The organism is Nocardia canadensis, assembly GCF_032656385.1.
GTDB classification, from domain to species: Bacteria; Actinomycetota; Actinomycetes; order Mycobacteriales; family Mycobacteriaceae; genus Nocardia; species Nocardia canadensis.
In genome coordinates, this window is the sequence record NZ_JAVCWB010000001.1 from 608,479 (window position 1) to 629,278 (window position 20,800).

The 20,800-nt window shown below is 69.3% G+C and carries 12 protein-coding genes; 6 read left to right on the top strand and 6 right to left on the bottom strand.

The window, feature by feature from the left end:
• Nucleotides 1-42: 42 nt before the first annotated feature.
• Nucleotides 43-1,668 (bottom strand): DUF2207 family protein, encoded by a 1,626-nt coding sequence (locus Q7X29_RS02755; RefSeq protein ID WP_218721311.1) that lies wholly within the window; start codon nt 1,666-1,668, stop codon nt 43-45.
• Between the two features lie 278 nt (nt 1,669-1,946).
• Between Q7X29_RS02755 and Q7X29_RS02760 the strand changes: the two genes are divergently transcribed.
• Both Q7X29_RS02760 and Q7X29_RS02765 read left to right on the top strand, forming a co-directional pair.
• A complete protein-coding gene (locus Q7X29_RS02760; RefSeq protein WP_218721312.1) occupies nt 1,947-2,858 on the top strand; it encodes a neutral zinc metallopeptidase in 912 nt (303 codons plus the stop codon).
• Nucleotides 2,859-2,938: 80 nt separating this feature from the next.
• Nucleotides 2,939-4,036, top strand: coding sequence for a neutral zinc metallopeptidase (locus tag Q7X29_RS02765; protein WP_308248654.1), 1,098 nt, complete (start codon nt 2,939-2,941; stop codon nt 4,034-4,036).
• Nucleotides 4,037-4,040: 4 nt separating this feature from the next.
• Here Q7X29_RS02765 and Q7X29_RS02770 read toward each other — a convergent pair whose 3' ends face one another.
• Both Q7X29_RS02770 and Q7X29_RS02775 read right to left on the bottom strand, forming a co-directional pair.
• Nucleotides 4,041-5,321: an ammonium transporter gene (locus Q7X29_RS02770; protein WP_218721313.1), complete on the bottom strand. Its 1,281-nt coding sequence runs from the start codon at nt 5,319-5,321 to the stop codon at nt 4,041-4,043.
• A 77-nt stretch (nt 5,322-5,398) separates the two neighbouring features.
• Nucleotides 5,399-6,223 carry a hypothetical protein gene (locus Q7X29_RS02775; RefSeq protein WP_218721314.1) on the bottom strand — a complete coding sequence of 275 codons (825 nt, stop codon included), beginning with the start codon at nt 6,221-6,223 and terminating at the stop codon, nt 5,399-5,401.
• 440 nt (nt 6,224-6,663) lie between these two features.
• On the opposite strand from Q7X29_RS02775, the gene Q7X29_RS02780 reads away from it, so the two are divergent.
• From Q7X29_RS02780 to Q7X29_RS02790, 3 genes are all read left to right on the top strand, one after another.
• On the top strand, nt 6,664-9,570 hold the full coding sequence (locus tag Q7X29_RS02780) for a DNA polymerase III subunit gamma and tau (RefSeq protein WP_316573187.1): 2,907 nt from the start codon (nt 6,664-6,666) through the stop codon (nt 9,568-9,570).
• Nucleotides 9,571-9,758: 188 nt separating this feature from the next.
• On the top strand, nt 9,759-10,973 hold the full coding sequence (locus tag Q7X29_RS02785; protein ID WP_218721316.1) for an acetyl-CoA C-acetyltransferase: 1,215 nt from the start codon (nt 9,759-9,761) through the stop codon (nt 10,971-10,973).
• A 42-nt stretch (nt 10,974-11,015) separates the two neighbouring features.
• Entirely contained in the window at nt 11,016-13,166 is a 2,151-nt protein-coding gene (locus tag Q7X29_RS02790) for a 3-hydroxyacyl-CoA dehydrogenase NAD-binding domain-containing protein (RefSeq protein ID WP_316573188.1), read from the top strand.
• Between the two features lie 85 nt (nt 13,167-13,251).
• On the opposite strand, the gene Q7X29_RS02795 is transcribed toward Q7X29_RS02790, so the two are convergent.
• Nucleotides 13,252-14,127, bottom strand: a complete 876-nt coding sequence (locus Q7X29_RS02795) for an exodeoxyribonuclease III (RefSeq protein WP_316573189.1) — start codon at nt 14,125-14,127, stop codon at nt 13,252-13,254.
• Between the two features lie 213 nt (nt 14,128-14,340).
• Between Q7X29_RS02795 and Q7X29_RS02800 the strand changes: the two genes are divergently transcribed.
• Nucleotides 14,341-17,868: a protein kinase domain-containing protein gene (locus Q7X29_RS02800; protein ID WP_316573190.1), complete on the top strand. Its 3,528-nt coding sequence runs from the start codon at nt 14,341-14,343 to the stop codon at nt 17,866-17,868.
• Between the two features lie 45 nt (nt 17,869-17,913).
• On the opposite strand, the gene Q7X29_RS02805 is transcribed toward Q7X29_RS02800, so the two are convergent.
• Together Q7X29_RS02805 and Q7X29_RS02810 are read right to left on the bottom strand one after the other, a co-directional pair.
• Nucleotides 17,914-19,230 carry a class I SAM-dependent methyltransferase gene (locus tag Q7X29_RS02805; RefSeq protein ID WP_218721320.1) on the bottom strand — a complete coding sequence of 439 codons (1,317 nt, stop codon included), beginning with the start codon at nt 19,228-19,230 and terminating at the stop codon, nt 17,914-17,916.
• The gene (locus tag Q7X29_RS02810) at nt 19,227-20,663 is read right to left on the bottom strand and encodes an FAD-binding oxidoreductase (RefSeq protein ID WP_316573248.1); all 1,437 of its coding nucleotides are present in this window, start codon (nt 20,661-20,663) and stop codon (nt 19,227-19,229) included. Before Q7X29_RS02810 ends, Q7X29_RS02805 begins: the two co-directional genes overlap by 4 nt.
• Between the last annotated feature and the right edge of the window lie 137 nt (nt 20,664-20,800).

A 20,800-nucleotide genomic window follows, 5' to 3' on the forward strand; every position in this document is an offset into this window, starting at 1 on the left:
GACGGCCGCTTCGGCACTACCGAAGCGGCCGTTCGGCATTTGTCAGCGGGGGTTGAACGCGCCTTCCAGCGCGGTGATGAAGTATGGGAACTGCGCGGCGAAGCGGTGCAGGTTCCGGTCCCGGTCGTAGCCGGCGAACCAGTAGAGGCCGGGCTGGGAATCGGCCGACGGATCCATGTCGCGGAAGGCGCGGATCCAGTTGTCGGCCCGGCCGCTGATCACCGTGTACGGCAGCGCGCGCGAGAACACCGTCTCCTGATCGATCGGCGGGATCTGTTCGCGAGCAACGGTATCCAGACCGCGCTGCATGGCGCGCACCCGGCCCGCGACGGTGTCGCCGAGGGTGGTCCTGGTCGGCAGGTAGTTCGGCAGCAGGACCGCGGCCACACCGGCCAGCGCGATCGCGACGCCGACCAGCGCGTGACCGGCGGTCAGCGCGAGCACTACGGTGGCGATCACGCCGAGGACGATCAGCGCGCCGCCGAGCCAGCGGGGCAGCGCGCGCTGCTTCGGGTCGGCGAAGGCGCCGGTGGCGACCGCGTCGGCGCGCATGGCGGCACGGACCGGGTCGAGCTGCATCCGGCCCGGCGCGCGGAGCTCACGCACGGCGACGGTGTCGGTGCCCTCGGGCAGCAGCATGTCGTAGACGGTGCGCTCGTAGTCGCGCAGCTGGTCGTCGGGGGCGTTGACCCGGCTGATGCGCCAGTCGTCCTCGCCGCGCGCGTTCACCGGAGTGATCCAGATGTAGCGCCGGACCGCGAGATCGACCACGGTGGCGGCGATGTCGACCGGATCGACGTGCTCGTCGAGCAGCAGACCGGCCTCGCCGGGCAGCACGCCGTCGGGGGAGACGAAGTCCACCCGGCCGCCCTGCTGGACGATCGGCTGGAAGGTGTCGCTGCCCGCCAGCGCGGCCGCGGCGCGCTTCCTGGCGGTCAGGACGTAGGCGACCATCGCCGCCAGCGCCAGCAGCAGCGCGCCGAACGCGGCGAGGACCGGGGTGGTGAAGGCGAAGAAGTTCTCCGAGTCGCCGCCGCGCACATCGGCGTTGGCGGGCACGGTGCCGGGCGGCAGCTGCAGGGTGAGGTCGATCGCATCGCCCTTACGCAGATCGCGCTGGCTCAGGTACAGCACGCCGTCGGGTTCGGTGTGCACATCGGCGCACGGCTTGGGATTGCCCGCCGGGCCGAGTTTGCAGTCGACGATGCCCATTTGATAGCTGGGGCTGATCACCGAGACGTCGAGCGCGGCGATATCGGCGTTCATCACGCCGAGCCAGTGGAACACCTGGGTGCCCGGTGCGTCGGAAACGGTGTTGTGCAGCGAGTAGGTGAACTTGGATTCACCAGGCTTCGACTCGACGACGAACTGGTCGTCGACCGTGGTCGCGGTGCCTGCGCCGCTCGCGGTGACGTCGGTGACTTTGAAGATCCGCTCGACATCGTCGCCGACCTTCAGGCGCAGCGGCAGTGACATCGTGAAGTTTCCATCGGCGGGCACCCCGACGGTCTCGGTGACCTGGAGCACGCCGTCCTCGGTCAGTGTGAGATCGGCGGTGATCGTGACGCCGGCCGGCGCGGGCTCCGTGTGGGCTACCGGCGCGGCCGCGAGCAATCCCGCCGAAGCGAGCAGCAGCGCGCCTGCGGCGCCCCCCCGAAAAGTCAGCATGGCTGCTTACTCTAGACAGCTTGCTATTCTGCGTCAGCGGCTGTCGGCGACTCACGAGACGAGGGGGTACGGGGGACGTGACCCAACCACCGTACGGTTATGGCCCGGTCGGTCCAGGTGGACGACCGGTTCCGCCGCCCCCTGGCTATGGACCGCCCCCGGGATATCGACCGCAACCAGGCTATGGTCCACCTGGTTATCAACAGCCGCAAGGTTATCCACAGGGTTACGGGCCCAGGCAAGGCTACGGCCCGCCCTCGGGATACCGGCCACCGCCGATGCCCTATGGTCCGCCCGGCAGGCCCACCCCGCCGCCGCGCAAACGCCGCGGCGGTCTGACCTCGCTGTTCCTGGTGATCGTCTTCCTCGTGGTCGGCGGCCTGGTGAAGTTCGCCGTCAGCACCGGCATCGACGCAGGCATCGGCGCGATCGGCCCGAAGCCGAGCACCACCTACACCCCGCAGCCCGGCACCGCACCGGCGGCCACCGGCGACAACCCGCTGCTCACCGACTCCGACGGCACCCTGGTGCCCGCGTCCTGCGACTACGCGCCCTGGAGCACCCAGGTCGAGAAGGCGCGTGCCTTCTTCGAATCGGCCGCGACCTGCCTGGAGGCGGCCTGGAAGCCGTTGCTGGCGGCCAACAACCTGCCGTTCGAGTCGCCGACGCTGAGCGTCACCGCGACCACCGCGGGCATCACCACGCCGTGCACCGGCTCGACGAGCAACTTCGCCGCCTTCTACTGCGCGGCGAACAAGACCATCTACATGCCGATCAGCCAGCTGCAGACCGATCAGTTCCGCGACAACTGGGTCGTCTACCTGTCGGTGTTCGCGCACGAGTACGGCCACCACGTGCAGGCCCAGTCGGGCATCCTGCGCAAGGCCAACTCCGAACGCGTCGACGCGGGCGCCCGCTCGCCCAAGGGCCTCGAGCTCTCGCGCCGGGTCGAATTGCAGGCCAACTGCTTCGACGGCATGTTCATCGCGTCGTCGAAGGGCGGCGGCTCGCTGAGCGCCGCGCAGGTCACCGTCGCCACCAAGGACTCCTACGGCCGCGGCGACGGACCGGGCGACATGCGCGATCACGGCACCTCCGAGCACGGTGGGCAGTGGTTCGAGGCCGGGCTGCAGCGCAACCTGACCGCCCAGTGCAACACCTTCACCGCCGCGGCGAGCGAAGTGAGCTAGCGGTTTCCATCTTTCCGCGATTTCCGGCCGGACTCGGGCGAGATCAGTTGCCAGTTGCCGAACCTCGATGAACTGCTGGAGTGAGTGACGTGTATCCGCCGCAGCCGCCCTACGGCCGACCGGTTCCGCCCGCGTACGGCAGGCCGATGCCGCCGGGGTACCCCCGCCCGCTGCCGCCGCCGTACGGCTATGCGCCGCCGGGGTATCCGCCGCCGCGCCGGGGTGGCGGCGGGTGGTTCGGTTCGCTGCTGACCGTGCTGACGGTGTGTGGGATCGTCGGTGCGCTGCTGGTCGCGGCGGTCTCGCTGTCGGAGGACTCCTCGAAGCGCGACGTCGCCACGACGACGCCGCCGAGTTTCACCTACAGCAGTTCGGCCACGCCCGCGCCGACCACGACGAGCCAGACCACCGTGCGCACCTCGGCCCGCACCACCGCGCCGACGACGACGAAACCCGCTGGGCCGCAACCGGTGATCGCGCTGGGCCAGCATCCGCTGTTCCGCGACAACAGCGCCTTCCTGCCGAACATGGACTGCGATCTGCCGCGCTGGTCGACCGACGCGGCGACGGCCAAGGCCTTCTTCGCCGCCGCGCAGGGCTGCCTGGATCAGATGTGGCGGACCAACCTCGCCGCGGCGAACCTGCCGTTCCGCAGCCCCGGACTCGAGGTCGCGGTGAATCCGTCCGAGCTGTCCTCGCCGTGCGGCGGCGCCACCAGCGACGCGTTCTACTGCAGCGCGTCGAGCACGATCTACATGTCCACGGCCGGGCTGGTCCTGCACAACACGCCGTATCCGCCGATGGAGGCGCTGTCGGTGTACGCGCACGAGTACGGCCACCACGTGCAGGGACTGACCGGACTGCTGCAGGCCTCGTCGAACCAGCGCCGCGAGCAGGGCGCCACCTCGGTCGGCGGGCTGGAGACCTCACGCCGAATGGAATTGCAGGCCAGCTGCTTCGGCGGCATGTACATCGGTTCGGCCGAGGCGGGCGGTTCGTGGACCTCGCAGGAGGGCTACGCCGCGGTCAAGCACAACTACAACCGCGGTGACGGCAACGGCCGCCACCGCGATCACGGAACGCCTGAGCACAACGGCAACTGGTACAACCAGGGTTACTCGAAGAACCGCAACTTCGAATGCAACACCTGGTTGTCCCCGGCCGACGAGGTCAGCTAGGGGGTCAGTGACCCCCGTAGTGCCCCTCGCCGAAGCGGCGCGGCGAACTGCCGTGCACGCCTTCGGCATACGCGGTCTCGGCGTGCAGGGCGAAGTCGATGCCCGCGGTCTCGTCTTCCTTGCTCACACGGAACCCGATGACCTTGTCGATCAGCTTGCCGATCACGAACGACACCCCGAACGCGTACGCCGCGACCACCAGCACGCCGACCAGCTGCTTGCCGAGCTGGGCGAAGCCGCCGCCGTAGAACAGGCCGTTCACGCCGCCGGTCATCACCTCGGTGGCGAGCAGGCCGATCAGGACCGTGCCGACGATGCCGCCGACGAAGTGCACGCCGACCACGTCGAGCGAATCGTCGTAGCCCGCCTTGTGCTTCCAGCCGACGGCGAACGAACACACCACACCGGCGGCCAGGCCGACGATCACCGCACCGAGGGTGTTGATCACGCCGCAGGACGGGGTGATCGCGACCAGGCCGGCCACCGCGCCCGAGGCCGCGCCGAAGGTGGTCGGCCTGCCGTCGCGGATCTGCTCGACGATCAGCCAGCCGAGCATGCCGAGGCTGCCCGCGACCAGCGTGTTCAGGAAGACCGCCGCCGCGGTGCCGGTGGCGCCGAGCGCGGAACCGGCGTTGAAGCCGAACCAGCCGAACCACAGCAGGCCGGCGCCGAGCAGCACGAACGGCAGGTTGTGCGGACGCATCGCGTCGATGTTGAAGCCGATGCGCGGGCCGAGTACCAAAGCCAGGGCCAGCGCCGAGGCACCCGAGGCGATCTCCACCACGAGGCCGCCCGCGTAGTCGAGCGTGCCGAAACCGAGCAGCCAGCCGTCGGGACCCCACACCCAGTGCGCGATCGGGGCGTACACGGCCAGCGTCCACAGCGGCACGAAGACCATCCAGCCGGAGAACTTCGCGCGGTCGGCGATCGCGCCGGAGACCAGGGCGGCGGTGAGGATCGCGAAGGTCAGCTGGAAGGTGACGAACAGCAGCTCCGGAATCGTGCCGCGCACCGAGTCGGGGTTGATTCCGGCCAGGCCGACGTGCTCGAGATCGCCGATCAGGCCGCCGCCCGCGTCGTCCCCGAAGGCCAGGCTGTACCCGGCCACCAGCCACACCACCGTGACCAGCGGAATCGCGATGAAGCTCATCATGAGCATGTTCAGTACGCCGGTGGAGCGCACCATCCCGCCGTAGAAAACAGCCAGCGCCGGCGTCATCAACAGCACCATGGCGGTAGCCGCGAGAAGCCAGGCGGTGGCCGCAGGATCGATCGTTGCGGGCACGGTAACTCCTTTCACGCGTGATTGCGTTGCAAGGAAATTACCGAATGCTCACCATCCGTGCTGGTGTCGGCCGGGTTCTAGCCGCGGTTTTCCTTCGCCAGTGCCCTGGTGCCGCGCTTACCGGGAACGGGCAGGTCATCACCGTCGGCGAGCCATTCGGCGGTGATCAGCCAGCGCCGCTGGGCGTGCGCATCGGCCACATCGAAGAAGACCCGCCTGCCGCGATCGTCGCGTGCGTCCCTGGCCAGCGCCGCCCAGCTCGGGGGCCTGCCGCGCTCGGCGGTGTGCTCGACGACGAAGCCGGCGACGAGCTTGCCGATCATGTTGACCGGCTTCTGCGACACCCGGTTGCCGTACTTGGTGGTGTGCCAGCGGCGGGCCGGGCACAGCGAACCCGGATTCGCGTTCGAGGCGATCCAGCCCGCGCGCTGCGCACGCTCGATCAGCCACAGATGCTTGACCGCCGACGGCGCGATCTCGCCGACCCGCTCGGCGATGAGTTCGGTGATCTCGGCATCGGCGAGGATGTCGCGGCGGGTGGGGCCGATGCCGTGTTCGGACCAGTGCGCGGCGGCGAGCCGGGCCAGGATGCGGCCGAACTCGTCGATGCTGCGCTGGGCGCGCCTGCCGAGCCGCTCGATCCGCTCGGCCTCCCGGCGCATCTCGTTCTGCGCTGTGAGGGTACGGATGGCCGCCATCGTCGGCACCTGCCCGCGTTCGAGCAGTTGCAGGATGGCGGCTGCGGTCGCCGGGTCCGCCGCGGCGGCGACGGGCAGCGAATCGCGTTTGATGTCGAAGTCCTGGGGGCTGATCGCCCGGCTCAGCAGTCCGACCGCGGCGTGGTCGCCGGCGAAGTCGGTGTGGGCGAGCCAGGCGGCTGCGATGTCATCACACGACAGCACGGTGAAACGTTCCTCCGGTCGGCGGTGGGGGAGCGATACGGTGCGCGAAGGTTGTGCCCCGGTCGGGATGAGGGACCGGCCGGGGTCACCAACCTGATGAAGGTTTGGCCACCGAAGTTGCCGAGATCCACGGTAGCCAGGGGCTTGCGCCGCTGTCACGACGATTGATTGTTTCGTTACATCCAGAAAGGGACCGTCAATCGGGGAACCGGTACGCATTTCCACGACAACCAGGATTGATTGCTGTTCTTCTGGCGATTCGCCGCGCGCGATGCAGTCGTTAGCTCCGTCGTAACGCTTCACTGACCGGGTTTGCCCACCCGCTCCGAACCCGCACCCGATCTGTGATCTGCATCACGTTTGTGCGGCGGGGTTCGGACGGCCCGGCAACGCGTCGGCCGCTCATCCACCTGTCACAGTGCGGCGGTAGCCTGTGGGCCGTGGCTCTGTACCGGAAGTATCGACCGGCGACGTTCGCTGAGGTAGTGGGTCAGGAGCATGTCACCGACCCGCTGAGTACGGCGCTGGATACCGGGCGGATCAGTCACGCGTATCTGTTCTCCGGTCCCCGTGGCTGTGGCAAGACCTCGTCGGCGCGCATCCTCGCGCGCTCGCTCAACTGTGCGGAGGGGCCGACCTCCACGCCGTGTGGGGTCTGCGCGTCCTGTGTGGCGCTCGGGCCGGGCGGTGCGGGCAATCTCGACGTCATCGAGCTCGACGCGGCCAGTCACGGTGGTGTCGACGACACCCGTGAGCTGCGCGATCGCGCGTTCTACGCGCCCGCCGAGTCGCGCTATCGCGTGTTCATCGTCGACGAGGCGCACATGGTCACCACGGCCGGGTTCAACGCGCTGCTCAAGATCGTCGAGGAGCCGCCCGCCCACCTGATCTTCATCTTCGCCACCACCGAACCGGACAAGGTGCTGCCGACGATCCGCTCGCGCACCCACCACTACCCGTTCCGGCTGCTGCCGCCCGCGACCATGCGCGGCCTGCTCGGCAAGATCTGCGAGCAGGAGCACGTGCCGGTCGAGGAAGCGGTGTATCCGCTGGTCATCCGGGCGGGCGGGGGATCTCCGCGTGACAGTCTGAGCGTGCTCGACCAGCTGCTGGCCGGTGCCGGGCCCGAGGGCGTCACCTACCCGCGCGCGGTCTCGCTGCTCGGCGTCACCGACGTCGCGCTGATCGACGACGCGATCGACGCGCTCGCCGCCGTCGACGGCGCCGCGCTGTTCGGCACCATCGACAGCGTGATGGAGGCGGGCCACGACCCGCGCCGCTTCGCCGTCGACCTGCTCGAGCGCCTGCGCGATCTGATCCTGCTGCGCGCGGTGCCCGACGCCGCCGAGCGCGGTCTGGTCTCCGGCCCCGGCGACGTCCTGGAACGCATGCGTGACCAGGCCGAACGCCTCGGCCCAGCCACCCTCACCCGCTACGCCGAACTCCTGCACGAGGGCCTCGGCGAAATGCGCGGCGCGACCGCCCCCCGCCTCCTGCTCGAGGTCATCTGCGCCCGCATGCTCCTGCCGTCGGTCGCCGACGCCGAATCCGCCACCCTCCAGCGCCTGGAACGCCTGGAGCGGGGATTCGCCGGCGGCGCAGTGCCTTCCGCCCCCGCCCGCCCCGGCCCCGCGGCCGGCGAACCATCCCCCGAGCACGCCGCTCCGTCCGAGCGCCCGGCTCCCCGCCCCGCGGGCGGCGAGAGCCGTCGCCGAGGCGCCGAGCTCCTGGCCGCCGCCCGCGCCGAAAAGGAAGCGGCCGCAGGCGGTTCGGCCACGCCCCACCGTGAGCGCCCCGCCGCGGGCGGCCCAGTCGCGTTCGAGTCCACGGCCCAGGCTCCTGCGCAGCAGAATGTGGCGCCCGCACCGGCTGGGCAGCAGAGTGCGGCACCCGCGTCGGCTGACCGGCAGAACGTGGCAGCCGCGTCGGCTGACCGGCAGAGTGCGGCAGCCGCGTCGGCTGACCGGCAGAGTGCGGAATCCGCGTCGGCTGGGCGGCAGAGTGTGGCGGCCGCACCGGTCGAGCCGCAGGCAGCGGCTGCCGGGGCATCGGTGGGTGAACGTGCAGACTCGTCTGCTGGGCAGCGGAATTCGCAGGCCGCACCGTCGAGCTCGGACGAGGAGCAGGGTTCTGCCGCAGGTCAGCCGGGTCCGGCGATCGGTGGCGCCGCTGTGGAAGGTTCTGCCGCGCAGTCGCATTCGGGTGCGGCTTTGGTTGCTGACGGCGGGGCAGTCGTGTTGACGCAGGGCGAGGCGCCCATCCCTGGCGTAGAAGGTGAGGCGGCACAGGCTGTTTCGCGCTCGGGCGCGGCCGCTCCCGCAGGCGCGTCACCGTCGCGCGACATCGAGCAGGTCGCTGACGATACGCAGCGTCCGGCGGCTGCGCGCGAACAGGCCGCTCCGCAACAGGTGGCTCCGCACCAGGTCACGGCCCCGCAGTCGGCGGTTTCTCCCGCATCGGTCGCTGGTACGGAACCGGCTGGCCAAGCGCCCGCGGTGATGCCGGAAGTGCCGCCGCGTCAGGCGCCCGCGCAGAGCGTCGTGTCTCCGCACGAATCCACAGGACCGCAGACTGCGGCGCCGCGCCAGGAGCCCGCCTCCGCTTCGCAGCAACCCGCCGCCTCTGCTTCGCAGCAGCCGGCCGCATCGCAGCAGCCCTCCGCATCGGCGGAGGATCTTGTCGCGCTGGTCGACGGAGCCTGGGCGGAGATCAAGGGGAAGGTGCGGGAATTCGGGCCGACCTTGCAGGCCCTGTTGTCGGGGGCGGCGGTGTCGCGGGCCGAGGGCGACGTGATCGTGTTCGCGCATCAGAGCCCGCCGTTGGCGCAGCGGCTGTCGGATCCGCGCAATATCGACGCGGTGCGGTCGGCGGTGCGCGCGGTGCTCGGTCGCGAGCTGGATGTGCGCTGGGAGACGGGTGCGCCCGCGCCGCGTCCGGCGGCGAAGTCGGCGAGCGCGGCGCGCGGTACCGGTCAGGGCGAGGCGAAACCGGCGGGCCGTCCCAAGTTCTCCCGGCCGAGCCAGGCCGGGGGCGGTCAGCAGGCGGGCGCGTCGGGTCAGGCCAAGTCGGCCGCCGACGACGACATCCCGCCGCCCGACTTCCCCGACCTACCCGACGACCCCGGTCCCGACGAGGGGTATGGGGCCGAGTCGAGCCGGTCCGGTGGCGATTCCGGGCGCGGTGCCAGGCCGGGTGACGCGGTGCTGGCGCCCCCGACGCCGGAAGAGGAGCAGGAGATGCTGGCCGCCGCCGCGGAGCCGGTGGCGCCCGGAGATCGGCAGGACCCGGACGAGGTCGCTCTGGCGTTGCTGCGAGACGAGCTCGGAGCGAAGAGTCTGGATGGTTGACAGCCACCGGCTGGACCACGTTAAGTTAACCGGAGTTCGCACACCACGGTAGTATGAACGGGTGGCCGGAATCGCCGGATGGAGCATGGCTCTATGCTCCGCTGGTGCTGCCGGATTTGTACGGCGTCGAGACAGTTGGTCGTGGCGTTCGTGCGGCCACCGCACCCCAAGGAAGGAAACACTCCGATATGACCACAGAGGCCTACATCTACGAGGCCATCCGCACTCCGCGCGGCCGCGGCAAGAAGAACGGCTCGCTGCACTCGGTCAAGCCGATCGATCTGACTGTTGGTCTGATCCAGGAGCTGCGTGGCCGCTTCCCCAACCTCGACGAGGACCAGATCTCGGACCTCATCCTCGGTGTCGTCACCCCCGTCGGTGACCAGGGCATGGACATCGCCCGCACCGCGGTCACCATCGCGGGTCTGCCCGACACCGTCGGTGGCTTCCAGCTCAACCGCTTCTGTGCTTCCGGCCTCGAGGCCGTGAACCTGGCTGCGCAGAAGGTTCGCTCCGGCTTCGACGACCTCGTCCTCGCCGGTGGTGTCGAGTCCATGTCGCGCGTGCCGATGGGCTCCGACGGCGGCGCCTGGGCGCTGGACCCGGCCACCAACTACGACGGCTACTTCGTGCCGCAGGGCATCTCGGCCGACCTGATCGCCACCATCGAGGGCTTCTCCCGCGATGACGTCGACGCCTACGCGGTGCGTTCGCAGGAGCTGGCCGCCAAGGCCACCACCGGCGGCTACTTCGCCAAGTCGATCGTTCCGGTCAAGGACCAGAACGGCCTCGTCGTGCTCGACAACGACGAGCACATGCGTCCCGGCACCACCGCCGCCGACCTGGGCAAGCTGAACCCCTCCTTCGCCGGCATCGGTGAGATGGGTGGCTTCGACGCCGTCGCGCTGCAGAAGTACACCTACATCGAGAAGATCAACCACGTCCACCACGGTGGCAACAGCTCGGGCATCGTCGACGGCGCCGCCCTGGTGCTGATCGGTTCCGAGGAGGCGGGCAAGAACTCGGGTCTGACCCCGCGTGCCCGCGTCGTCGCGACCGCCACCTCCGGTGCCGACTCCACCATCATGCTGACCGGCCCCACCCCGGCCGCGAAGAAGGCACTGGCCAAGGCCGGCCTGACGATCGAGGACATGGACCTCGTCGAGATCAACGAGGCGTTCGCCTCCGTGGTGCTGAAGTTCCAGAAGGACCTCAACGTCCCGGACGAGAAGCTGAACGTCAACGGCGGCGCGATCGCCATGGGCCACCCGCTGGGTGCCACCGGCGCGATGATCACCGGCACCGTGGTCGACGAGCTGGAGCGCCGCAACGCGCGCTACGGCCTCGTCACCCTGTGCATCGGTGGCGGCATGGGTGTCGCCACCATCATCGAGCGCGTCTGATCCCCAGCCGACTTCACTTCTCATAGGAGAGAACGAAAAACTATGACTGACAACATCATCGGCTGGGAGAAGGACGCCGACGGCGTGGTCGTCCTCACCATCGACGACCCCAGCCAGGGCGCCAACACCATGAACGACGCGTACATCACCTCGATGGCCGCGACCGTTGATCGCCTGGAGGCGGAGAAGGACGACATCACCGGTGTCGTCATCACCTCCGGCAAGAAGACCTTCTTCGCCGGCGGCGACCTGAAGAACATGATGCAGGTCGGCCCGGACAACGCGGCCGAGGTCGTGGCGATGCTCGAGGGCGTGAAGGCCCCGCTGCGCCGCCTGGAGCAGCTCGGCAAGCCGGTCGTGGCCGCGATCAACGGCGCCGCCCTCGGCGGTGGCCTGGAGATCGCGCTGGCGACCCACTACCGCGTCGCGGCCGACGTCAAGGGTTCGGCCATCGGCCTGCCCGAGGTCTCCCTGGGCCTGCTGCCCGGTGGCGGCGGCGTGACCCGCACCGTGCGCATGCTCGGCCTGCAGAACGCGCTGATGCAGGTGCTGCTGCAGGGTCAGCGGCACCGGGTGACCAAGGCCAAGGAAATCGGCCTGATCGACGAGGTCGTGTCCTCGGTCGAGGAGCTGCTGCCCGCCGCCAAGGCGTGGATCGCGGCCAACCCCGACGCTGCCCAGCCGTGGGACAAGAAGGGCTTCAAGATCCCCGGTGGCACCCCGTCCACCCCGGCCTTCGCGGCGAACCTGCCCGCGTTCCCGGCCAACCTGCGCAAGCAGATCAAGGGCACCAACATGCCCGCCCCGCGCGCCATCATGGCCGCGGCGGTCGAGGGCGCGCAGGTCGACATCGACAACGCGCTGACCATCGAGGGCCGTTACTTCACGAGCCTGCTGACCGGTCCGGTCGCGAAGAACATGATCCAGGCGTTCTTCTTCGACCTGAACCACATCAACGGTGGCGGCTCGCGTCCGAAGGACGTGCCCAAGCGTGAGATCAAGAAGATCGGTGTCATCGGCGCCGGCATGATGGGCGCGGGCATCGCCTACGTTTCCGCCAAGGCCGGTTACGAGGTCGTCCTCAAGGACGTGCAGCTCGAGGCCGCTCAGAAGGGCAAGGCGTACTCGGAGGCCATCGAGGCCAAGGCTCTCTCGCGTGGCAAGACCACCCAGGAGAAGTCCGACGCGCTGCTGGCTCGCATCCACCCGACCGCGGACGCCGCCGACTTCGCCGGTGTCGACTTCGTGATCGAGGCCGTGTTCGAGAACCCCGAGCTCAAGAACAAGGTCTTCCAGGAGATCGAGGATATCGTCGACGCCGACGCGCTGCTCGGCTCGAACACCTCCACCCTGCCGATCACCCTGCTGGCCGACGGTGTGAAGCGCTCCGAGGACTTCATCGGTATCCACTTCTTCTCCCCCGTGGACAAGATGCCGCTGGTGGAGATCATCAAGGGCGAGAAGACCTCCGACGAGGCGCTGGCCCGGGTGTACGACTACACCCTCGCCATCAAGAAGACCCCGATCGTCGTCAACGACAGCCGTGGCTTCTTCACCTCGCGCGTGATCGGTACCTTCATCAACGAGGCCATCTCCATGGTCGCCGAGGGTGTCGACCCGGCCACCGTCGAGCAGGCCGGTCTGCAGGCGGGCTACCCGGCCGCGCCGCTGAAGCTCAGCGACGAGCTGAACTTCACCACCATGCAGAAGATCTACAAGGAGACCGCCGAGGCCATCCTCGCGGCCGGTGGCGAGCTCAACGCCGCGTCCGCGAAGACCGCCGAGGTGCTCGACACCCTGGTCGGCAAGTACGACCGCAAGGGCAAGGCGGGCGGCGCCGGCTTCTACGACTACGTCGACGGCAAGGCCACCGGCCTGTGGGACGAGCTGCGCTCGCTCTACAACTCCAGCCGTGAGCTCCCGGAGGGCGTCACCTTCCAGGACCTCAAGGACCGGATGATGTTCGCCGAGGCCATCGAGACCCAGAAGTGCTTCGACGAAGGCGTGCTCACCAGCACCGCCGACGCGAACATCGGCTCGATCTTCGGCATCGGCTTCCCGGCCTGGTCGGGCGGCTCGCACCAGTTCATCGTGGGCTACCCCGGTGGCCAGGAGGCCTTCGTGGCCCGCGCCGACGAGCTGGCGAAGAAGTTCGGCCCGCGTTTCGAGGTCCCGGCCTCGCTGCGCAAGTAAGCAGTACCCCCCGGCTTCGGCTGGTCCGGAAGCCCGTCACCGTTCGCGGTGGCGGGCTTCCCGCATGAGGCCGACTCGCGCCGAATCACCCGTAGGTCACCACGAGCGGCGCGTGGTCGGAGAGCCGCTCGTCGGGTGCGGATTCCTTGTCCGCGACGACGGCCGTGGCCAGCCGGGCGAGTTTCGGTGTCGCGAGCTGGTGATCCACCCGCCAGCCCACGTCCTTGACGAAGGACTGGCCCGCCCAACTCCACCAGGTGAGCGGGCCCGGCCGCTCGCCGTGCACCTGCCGCACCACGTCGACGAGCCTGCGGGTGCCCAGCACCGTGCTGAACCAGTCGCGGTCGGCGGGCAGGAAGCCGTCCATCGTGCGCGCGGCACGCCAGTTGGTCACGTCGTGCTGGGTATGGGCGATGTTCAGGTCTCCGACGAGGAGGAACTCGCGTCCCGCCGCGCGTGCCGCGAGCCGGTTCCGATGCAGTTCGCGGGCGAACGCCGCGAGAAACCGGTGCTTGCGCTCGTATTTGAGACCGCCATCGGGCTGTTCACGCATCGATCCCGGACGCTGCAGCTGCGCGGGCAGCCCGCCCTTGGGGAGATAGAGACAGGCCACCGTCACCGCGCGGTCAGCCAGATCGACCTCGAGGTAGCGACCTTGCGTGGCGAACTCGCCGAGTCCGCGGGCCTTGGGGGGATGGGTCACCCACGTCCGCACCGCGGCGGCGGGAACTCTCGTCAGCACAGCCACCCCGTTCCGACCGGCCACGGAACCGACGTCGACAGCTGCCGAGTAGCCCGGAAAGGATCCCACTTCCGAGGCGGGACAACGCAGTTCCTGCAGCGCGACGACATCGGCCGACCGAGCCTGCAGCCAGGTGTCGAACCCGCGACGCCGCGCCGCGCGAATCCCATTGACATTGAACGTGGCGACAGTGAACGAATCGACGACCGACGAACTCATGCGCAACACTGTGCCCGAACCGCGCACCTCCCGCGCTCGCGGCTGCGCCGAACTCCGGTGTCGGCCAACCGTGGCCGCCACAGCATCGAATCTCCACCCGATGGATGCGATATCGCGCTAGCTTGGATATGTGCGGATATTCGGGCGCGCGCCCGATAGGTCCCACGCCGACCGATACGCCGGTGACGCCGATTCGATGTGTGAGGTGGTCACATGGATCCGCAGCAGTCGCGCATAGCGAACACGCAGCGCCAGCAGGCTCCCGGCGAGGTCGACGAGACCGTTATCGCCGAGCTCGACGCCATGGGCCTCACCGGGGCCAAGGAGATCGGGCGCGGCGGATTCGGCGTGGTCTACCGGTGTCTGCAACCCGCGCTGGACCGGGTGGTCGCGGTGAAGGTGCTGTCCTCGGAGATCGACGAGGAGAGCCGGGAGCGGTTCCTGCGCGAGGAACAGGCGATGGGCAGGCTCTCCGGCCATCCGAACATCGTCGACATCCTGCAGGTCGACGTGACCGCGACCGGGCTGCCGCTGATCGTGATGCCGTACTGCTCGCGGGGGTCGCTCGAACGTCTCATCCATGATCGCGGCCCGCTGACCTGGGCCGATACCTTGCGTGCCGGGGTAAAACTGGCCGCGGCGATCGAATCCGCACACCGGGCGGGGATTCTGCACCGGGACGTGAAGCCGGCGAACGTGCTGATCAGTGGGTACGGCGAACCGCAGCTCACCGACTTCGGCATCGCCCGCATCCCCGGCGGCTTCCAGACCTCGAGCAGCCTGATCACCGGCTCGCCCGCGTTCACCGCGCCCGAGGTGCTCAGGGGACAAGAACCGACCGTGCAGTCCGATATCTACGGGCTCGGCGCGACCCTGTTCGCCCTGCTGACCGGCCATGCCGCCTTCGAACGGCAGGCCGGCGAGAAGGTCGTCGCGCAGTTCCTGCGGATCACCACCCAGCCGGTGCCCGACCTGCGTGCCCAGGACATTCCTGACGACGTGGCCGCGGTGATCGAGTCGGCGATGTCGCCGGAGCCGGGGGATCGGCCCGCCTCGGCCTACGAGTTCGGCGAGATGCTGCGCGAGGTGCAGCGCGCGCACGGCCAGATGCCCGACGAGATGGCCCTGCTCGATACCCAGCCCGTCGAGATCGACGCGGGCAGCCCGGAAGCGCTCAAGGCGGTGACCGCCCGGCGCAGCTGGCCGTTGAGCCTGCAACCCGCGGGTGCCTCGGTCCCGCTGCGCAGCGGTGGCACCGGGCCCACCGGCACACTGCCGCCCACCGCGGCCACCAAGTTCCGGCCGCCGACACCGGCCCGCGAGCCGTTTCCACGCCAGCGGCTGCTCGACGTGCTGCGCGCGGGCGGCAATCGCCGGCTGGCGTTGGTGCACGCGCCCGCCGGATTCGGCAAGAGCACGGTGGCCGCCCAGTGGCGGGCCGACCTGGTCGCCAGGGACATCCCGGTGGCCTGGCTCGGCATCGACCAGGACGACGACAGCGAGATCTGGTTCCTGGCCCACCTGATCGAGGCCATTCGCCGGGTGCGTCCCGATGTCGGTGCCGGTCTGGAGCAGGTGCTCGAAGAGCGTCCGGCCGACGCGGCCGCCTTCGTGATCGCGACCCTGATCGATGAGATCCACGCCAGCGATCGCAGCGTGGTCGTCGTCGTCGACGACTGGCACCGCGTCCGCGACCCCGGGGTGCACCGGGCGATGGCCGCGTTGCTCGACAACGGCTGCCACCACGTACGTTTCGTGGTGACCAGCCGCGATCAGTCCGGGCTGCCGATCAGCAGGCTGCGGGTGCGTGACGAACTGGTGGAACTGGGTGCGGCGGAGCTGCGGCTCACCGAGGCCGAGACGCGGCAGATCCTGGTGGAGCGCAACGGCTTCGCGCTCACCGACGAGCAGGTCGAGCAGATCCACACCGCCACCGAGGGCTGGCCCGCCGCGATCCAGCTGGTGAGCCTGACCCTGCGCGGCAAGGCCGACCCGACCCAGCTGCTGAGCTCGCTGGCCGAGGGCGGCCACGGCATGCGGGAGTACCTGGCCGAGAACGTCCTCGACAGCATCGCGCCGGAACTGCTGGAGTTCCTGATGGCGATCTCGGTGGTCGAGCGGGTCAGCGGTTCGCTGGCCACCGTCCTCGCCGACGTGCCCGACGGCGCGGCCATGCTCGAACAGGCCGAACAGCGCGAACTGTTCCTGCACCGGATCGAGCACGACCCGGAGTGGTACCGGATGCAGCCGCTGTTCGCCGAGCACCTGCGGGCCCGGCTCGAGCGCGAACACCCCGGACGCGCGAAGGTGCTGCACCGCAAGGCGGCTCGCTGGTACGCCGAGCACCAGCTGCTGCGCAAGTCGGTCGACCACGCGCTGGCCGCCACCGACCTCAAGCTGGCCGCCGATCTGCTGGAGAGCGGCGGCATGGACCTGATCGACCGGTCCCGGCTGGCGACGCTGCTCGGCAGCGTCTCGAAACTGCCGGTGCAGCAGGTGACTTCCCGCTCCAAGCTGCTGATGGCGGTGGCGCGGGCGAACATGAACCTGCAGGAGACCAGCACCGCGCGGTCGGCACTGGGCCGGCTGTCGAATCTGCTGGCCCGCGGTGCCGGCGGCGAACCGGAACTGGCCGAACAGCGCTGCGCGGCAACAGTGCTCGAGGCCGCCGACCAGGTTGCCCACGACGACCTCGACGGCGTGGCCGACAAACTCGCCGCCTGCCTGGCAACCCCCGACGAGCTGCCCGCGTGGACGGTCTCGACCGCGGCCAACCTGGTGTCGTTCGTCCGGCTGTGCGAGTTCGACTTCGCCGGCGCGACCGAGATGCAGGACTGGGCGGCCGAGTATCACGCGCGGTCCAAGGACCCACTCGGCCCGGTCTTCGGCCTGTGCGCGCGCGGTGACGCCGCCTACGAACAACTCGACATCGCCACCGCCACCGCGTGTTTCGAGCTGGCCTACGACACCGCGCGGGACCGGGCCGGGCCGCGCTCGGACGCCGTGCGGGTGGCCGCGGCGCTCCTGGGCGAGGTCGCTTACCGGCGCGGCGACCTGGACCTGGCCGACCGGCTGCTCGACGAGAGCCATGAGCTGGTCACCCGGGTCGGGCCGGTCGACTTCCTGGTCGCGACCTTCGTGACCGGCGCGCGGGTGAAGGCCGCGCTCGGCGACCAGTACACGGCGTCGGCGCGGCTGGACGAGGGTGCGCGGGTGGCCGCGACGAACGGGCTGGCCCGGCTCGACGCGCAGGTCCGCGCCGAGCGGTCGCGGCTGGGCCTGCCCGCCGGTGACGCAGTCGACCGATTCGCCGCCGACCCGTCGGGCAACGGCAAGCGGAGCAAGTCGGGTGCGGCGGTGCTCATCGCCGAGGCCCGCGAATTCGCCGAGATCAGGGCGCTGCTGGCCGAACAACGCCTGCGCGCCGACGACCGGGCCGCCCGGCACGCCCGGGTGCTCTACGCGCGGCTGCTCGATCAGTCCCGGCCCCGGGCCGAACTGGACGCCACGCTGCTGCTCGCCGAGTGTCTGGCGTCGGCGGGCTGGGTCGGCGAGGCGACCGGGCTGGTCCTGCCGGTGCTGCGCACCTGCGCCGACCTCGGCTGGACCAGGCCACTGCTCGACGCGGGGCCCGGTGTCGTCGGCTTGCTGCACGTGCTGCGCACGCAATCGCACGAGGGACAGCCGCATCCCCTGCTCGCCGAGGTGCCCGGTCACTTCCTCGACGAACTGCTGGTCTGAGCCGAAGCTCGGGTGCGCGCCCGCGCACCCGAGCTCAGGACCGGATTACGGCTGCCACCACGGACGCAGCGGGACGTCCCAGGTGCCGTTCTTGTCGAGCTTCACGCCCAGCACGTGATGCAGCTGCACCACATTGCGCTGGAAGCCGAGCCGGCAGCCCGCCATGTACAGGCCCCACACCTTCGCGGTGCCCTCGCCGACCTCGGCGACGCAGGCGTCCCAGTTCTCCACCAGGTTCTTGCACCATTCGTGCAGGGTGAGCGCGTAGTGCTCGCGCAGGTTCTCCTCGTGCAGCACCTCGAGGCCGATGTTCTGGACCTCGGAGATGATCCGGCCCGAGCCGATCAGCTCGCCGTCCGGGAACACATAGCGGTCGATGAAATCGCCCGCCTTGGTGGTGCGGGTGTTGTCCGGCCGGGTGATGCAGTGGTTGAGGAACAGGCCGCCGTCGCGCAGCTTGTCCTTGATGTAGCCGAAGTAGAACGGGTAGTTGTGCACCCCGATGTGCTCGGTGAGACCGATCGAGGAGACCGCGTCGAACTCGCCTTCGGGGATGTCGCGGTAGTCGCTGTGCCTGACCTCGGCGAACTCGCCCAGGCCCTCGTCCTCGATCTTCTGCTGCGCCCAGGCGGCCTGCTCGGCCGAGAGGGTGGCGCCGATGACCTTGACCCCGCGCCGGGCCGCGTAACGGACCATGCCGCCCCAGCCGCAGCCGATGTCGAGCAGCCGGTCGCCTTCCTTCAGCCGCAGCTTCTCGAAGATCAGCCGGTACTTGTTCTCCTGGGCCTGCTCGAGGGTCCAGTCCGGTTCGCCGTAGACCGCGCAGGTGTAGGTCATGGAGGGACCGAGGACGTACTCGTAGAACTTGTTCGAGACGTCGTAGTGGTGGTGGATCGCCTCGGCGTCGCGGGTCTTGGAGTGACGTAGGCCCTCCAGCGCGATCCGGCGCCAGCGGGGCAGGGTCTCCTGCGGCGGCGGCGCGATCGGCTTGAGCCGCTCCCAGCCGAGCGAGCGGGCGATGGTGACCAGCGACAACGCCGAGGGGCGATGGAACTTCATCGCCTGCATGGCCTGGAGGATGTTGTACGGATCGCCGGGGTGCACGCCCTCGGCGACCATGTCACCGGCGATATAGGCCCGGGCCATGCCGAGATCGCCGGGTGCCGAGGCCAGGTAGTTGATGCCACGCGGTGTCTTGATGTCGAGGGTGTAGGGCGAGTCCGCCGGCCCGGTCGCGCTGCCGTCGTAGGCGGTCAGCCGGATCGGGATCTCGCCGTCGATGAGCGTCTCGAAGACCTCGGCGATCGTGAGCCGGGTTCCCAGCTCGGCGAATACCTCGGATCGGTCCTTGAATGTCGTCACTTGCGTTGCACCGCCTTCGAATACAGATTCAGCAGTCGTTGGTCCGGGTCGTAACGGTTCTTCAGTTCGGTATAGGTCTCGCCGCCGTACAGCTCGGCGAACTCGTCCTCGGCGTAGTAGGAATCCGAGTACAGCGACTTGTGCCCGTCGAATTCGGACACGATCTTCTCGATCGCGCGGTTGGCCGCCCCCTCCGACTGACCGGGCTTGCTCGGGACAGCCGACCAGAAGCCGACATTGACATAGGTGCGCCGCGGTTCGAGCGGGTACAGCGGCCACGGACGGTCGCCCGCCGGGTCGCCGGCGGTCTCGCGCAACCGCAACGGGCACAACCAGATCGGCTCGATCGGTATTTCCTTCAGGAACCATTCGACGAAATCGGCGGTGCGGTGCACCGGTACCTCGATGTCCTGGACCACCCGCTCCTGCGGTGGATTGCCCTTGCGGGCCTCCAAGCGGTCACCGATGTGGTACTTGCGGTCGAGGGCGACCAGCTTCCAGTAGAAACTGCTGCGTCGGTAGGCCTTCGGCCAGAACCGGCGGATCTTCGGGTTCTGGGTGCCGAAGGCGCGTGAGCACCAGAACCAGTCGGTGTCCCAGCGCCAGAGGTAGTCGTGGATGGTCAGCCGGTCCCGCTTGACGCCGTCGGCGTGCTGTAGCGAGCGGTAGTAGATGTCCATCCCGGTGTAGTCGCTGACCGGGCCCGGCTCGTCGGTCTGCCTGCCCAGGGTGAGATAGCTCTCGGTCGCGGTGAACACGACGCCGTCGAGGTAGTCGACCCGTTCGCCCTGGTAACTGCGCTCGGTGACGATGCGCTCGAGCTCGGCTTCGAGTTCGCGCAGGTCGTGGAAGCGCACGTGGCGCAGCGCGACATACGGCTCGACGGGTTCGAGCTCGATCTTCAGCCGGACCGTGTAGCCCAGCGTGCCGTAGGAGTTGGGGAACCCGCGGAACAGATCGGCGGTCTCGCCCTCGGGTTTCACCGTGACGATCTCACCGGAACCGGTCAGCACGTCCATTTCCAGCACGGATTCGTGCGGAAGGCCGTTGCGGAACGAGGTGGACTCGATCCCGAGGCCGGTGACGGCACCGCCCAGGGTGATGGTCTTGAGCTGCGGCACGACCAGCGGCGCGAGACCGTACGGCAGCGTGGCCGCCACCAGGTCTTCGTAGGTGGTCATGCCCGCGACATCGGCGGTTCTCGCTTCCGGGTCCACCGCGATCACCCGCCCGAGGCCCGACACATCGAGGCCGGGCGCGGTGCTGGCCGCCCTGGCCCGGAACAAGTTGGACGTCTTCTTCGCCAAGCGGACGACGGCGCCGGGTGGAATGGCGCGATAGCTTGCCAGCAGTCGCTCCACACCCTCCCGGTGCGCGGCATATCCAGACTCGCGTGCGGCCGGTTCGTGGCCGGCCCTACCCAAAAGACTCACTGCCACGCATTCGACGCTAGTACGACCGTGTCCGTCGGGCTACCGAATACCACCCCGCCACGTCGAAATGTCACGCACATGTTTCCCTTTCGCCCAACCTGGTCGGGCGATCCGGTGAGGCGCAGGGCAGGATGTAA

Coding starts and splice junctions, on each gene's coding strand:
- Q7X29_RS02790 (WP_316573188.1), top strand. CDS start 11,016: ATGACTGACAACATCATCGGCTGGGAGAAGGACGCCGACGGCGTGGTC.
- Q7X29_RS02755 (WP_218721311.1), bottom strand. CDS start 1,668: ATGCTGACTTTTCGGGGGGGCGCCGCAGGCGCGCTGCTGCTCGCTTCG.
- Q7X29_RS02785 (WP_218721316.1), top strand. CDS start 9,759: ATGACCACAGAGGCCTACATCTACGAGGCCATCCGCACTCCGCGCGGC.
- Q7X29_RS02760 (WP_218721312.1), top strand. CDS start 1,947: ATGCCCTATGGTCCGCCCGGCAGGCCCACCCCGCCGCCGCGCAAACGC.
- Q7X29_RS02800 (WP_316573190.1), top strand. CDS start 14,341: ATGGATCCGCAGCAGTCGCGCATAGCGAACACGCAGCGCCAGCAGGCT.
- Q7X29_RS02795 (WP_316573189.1), bottom strand. CDS start 14,127: ATGAGTTCGTCGGTCGTCGATTCGTTCACTGTCGCCACGTTCAATGTC.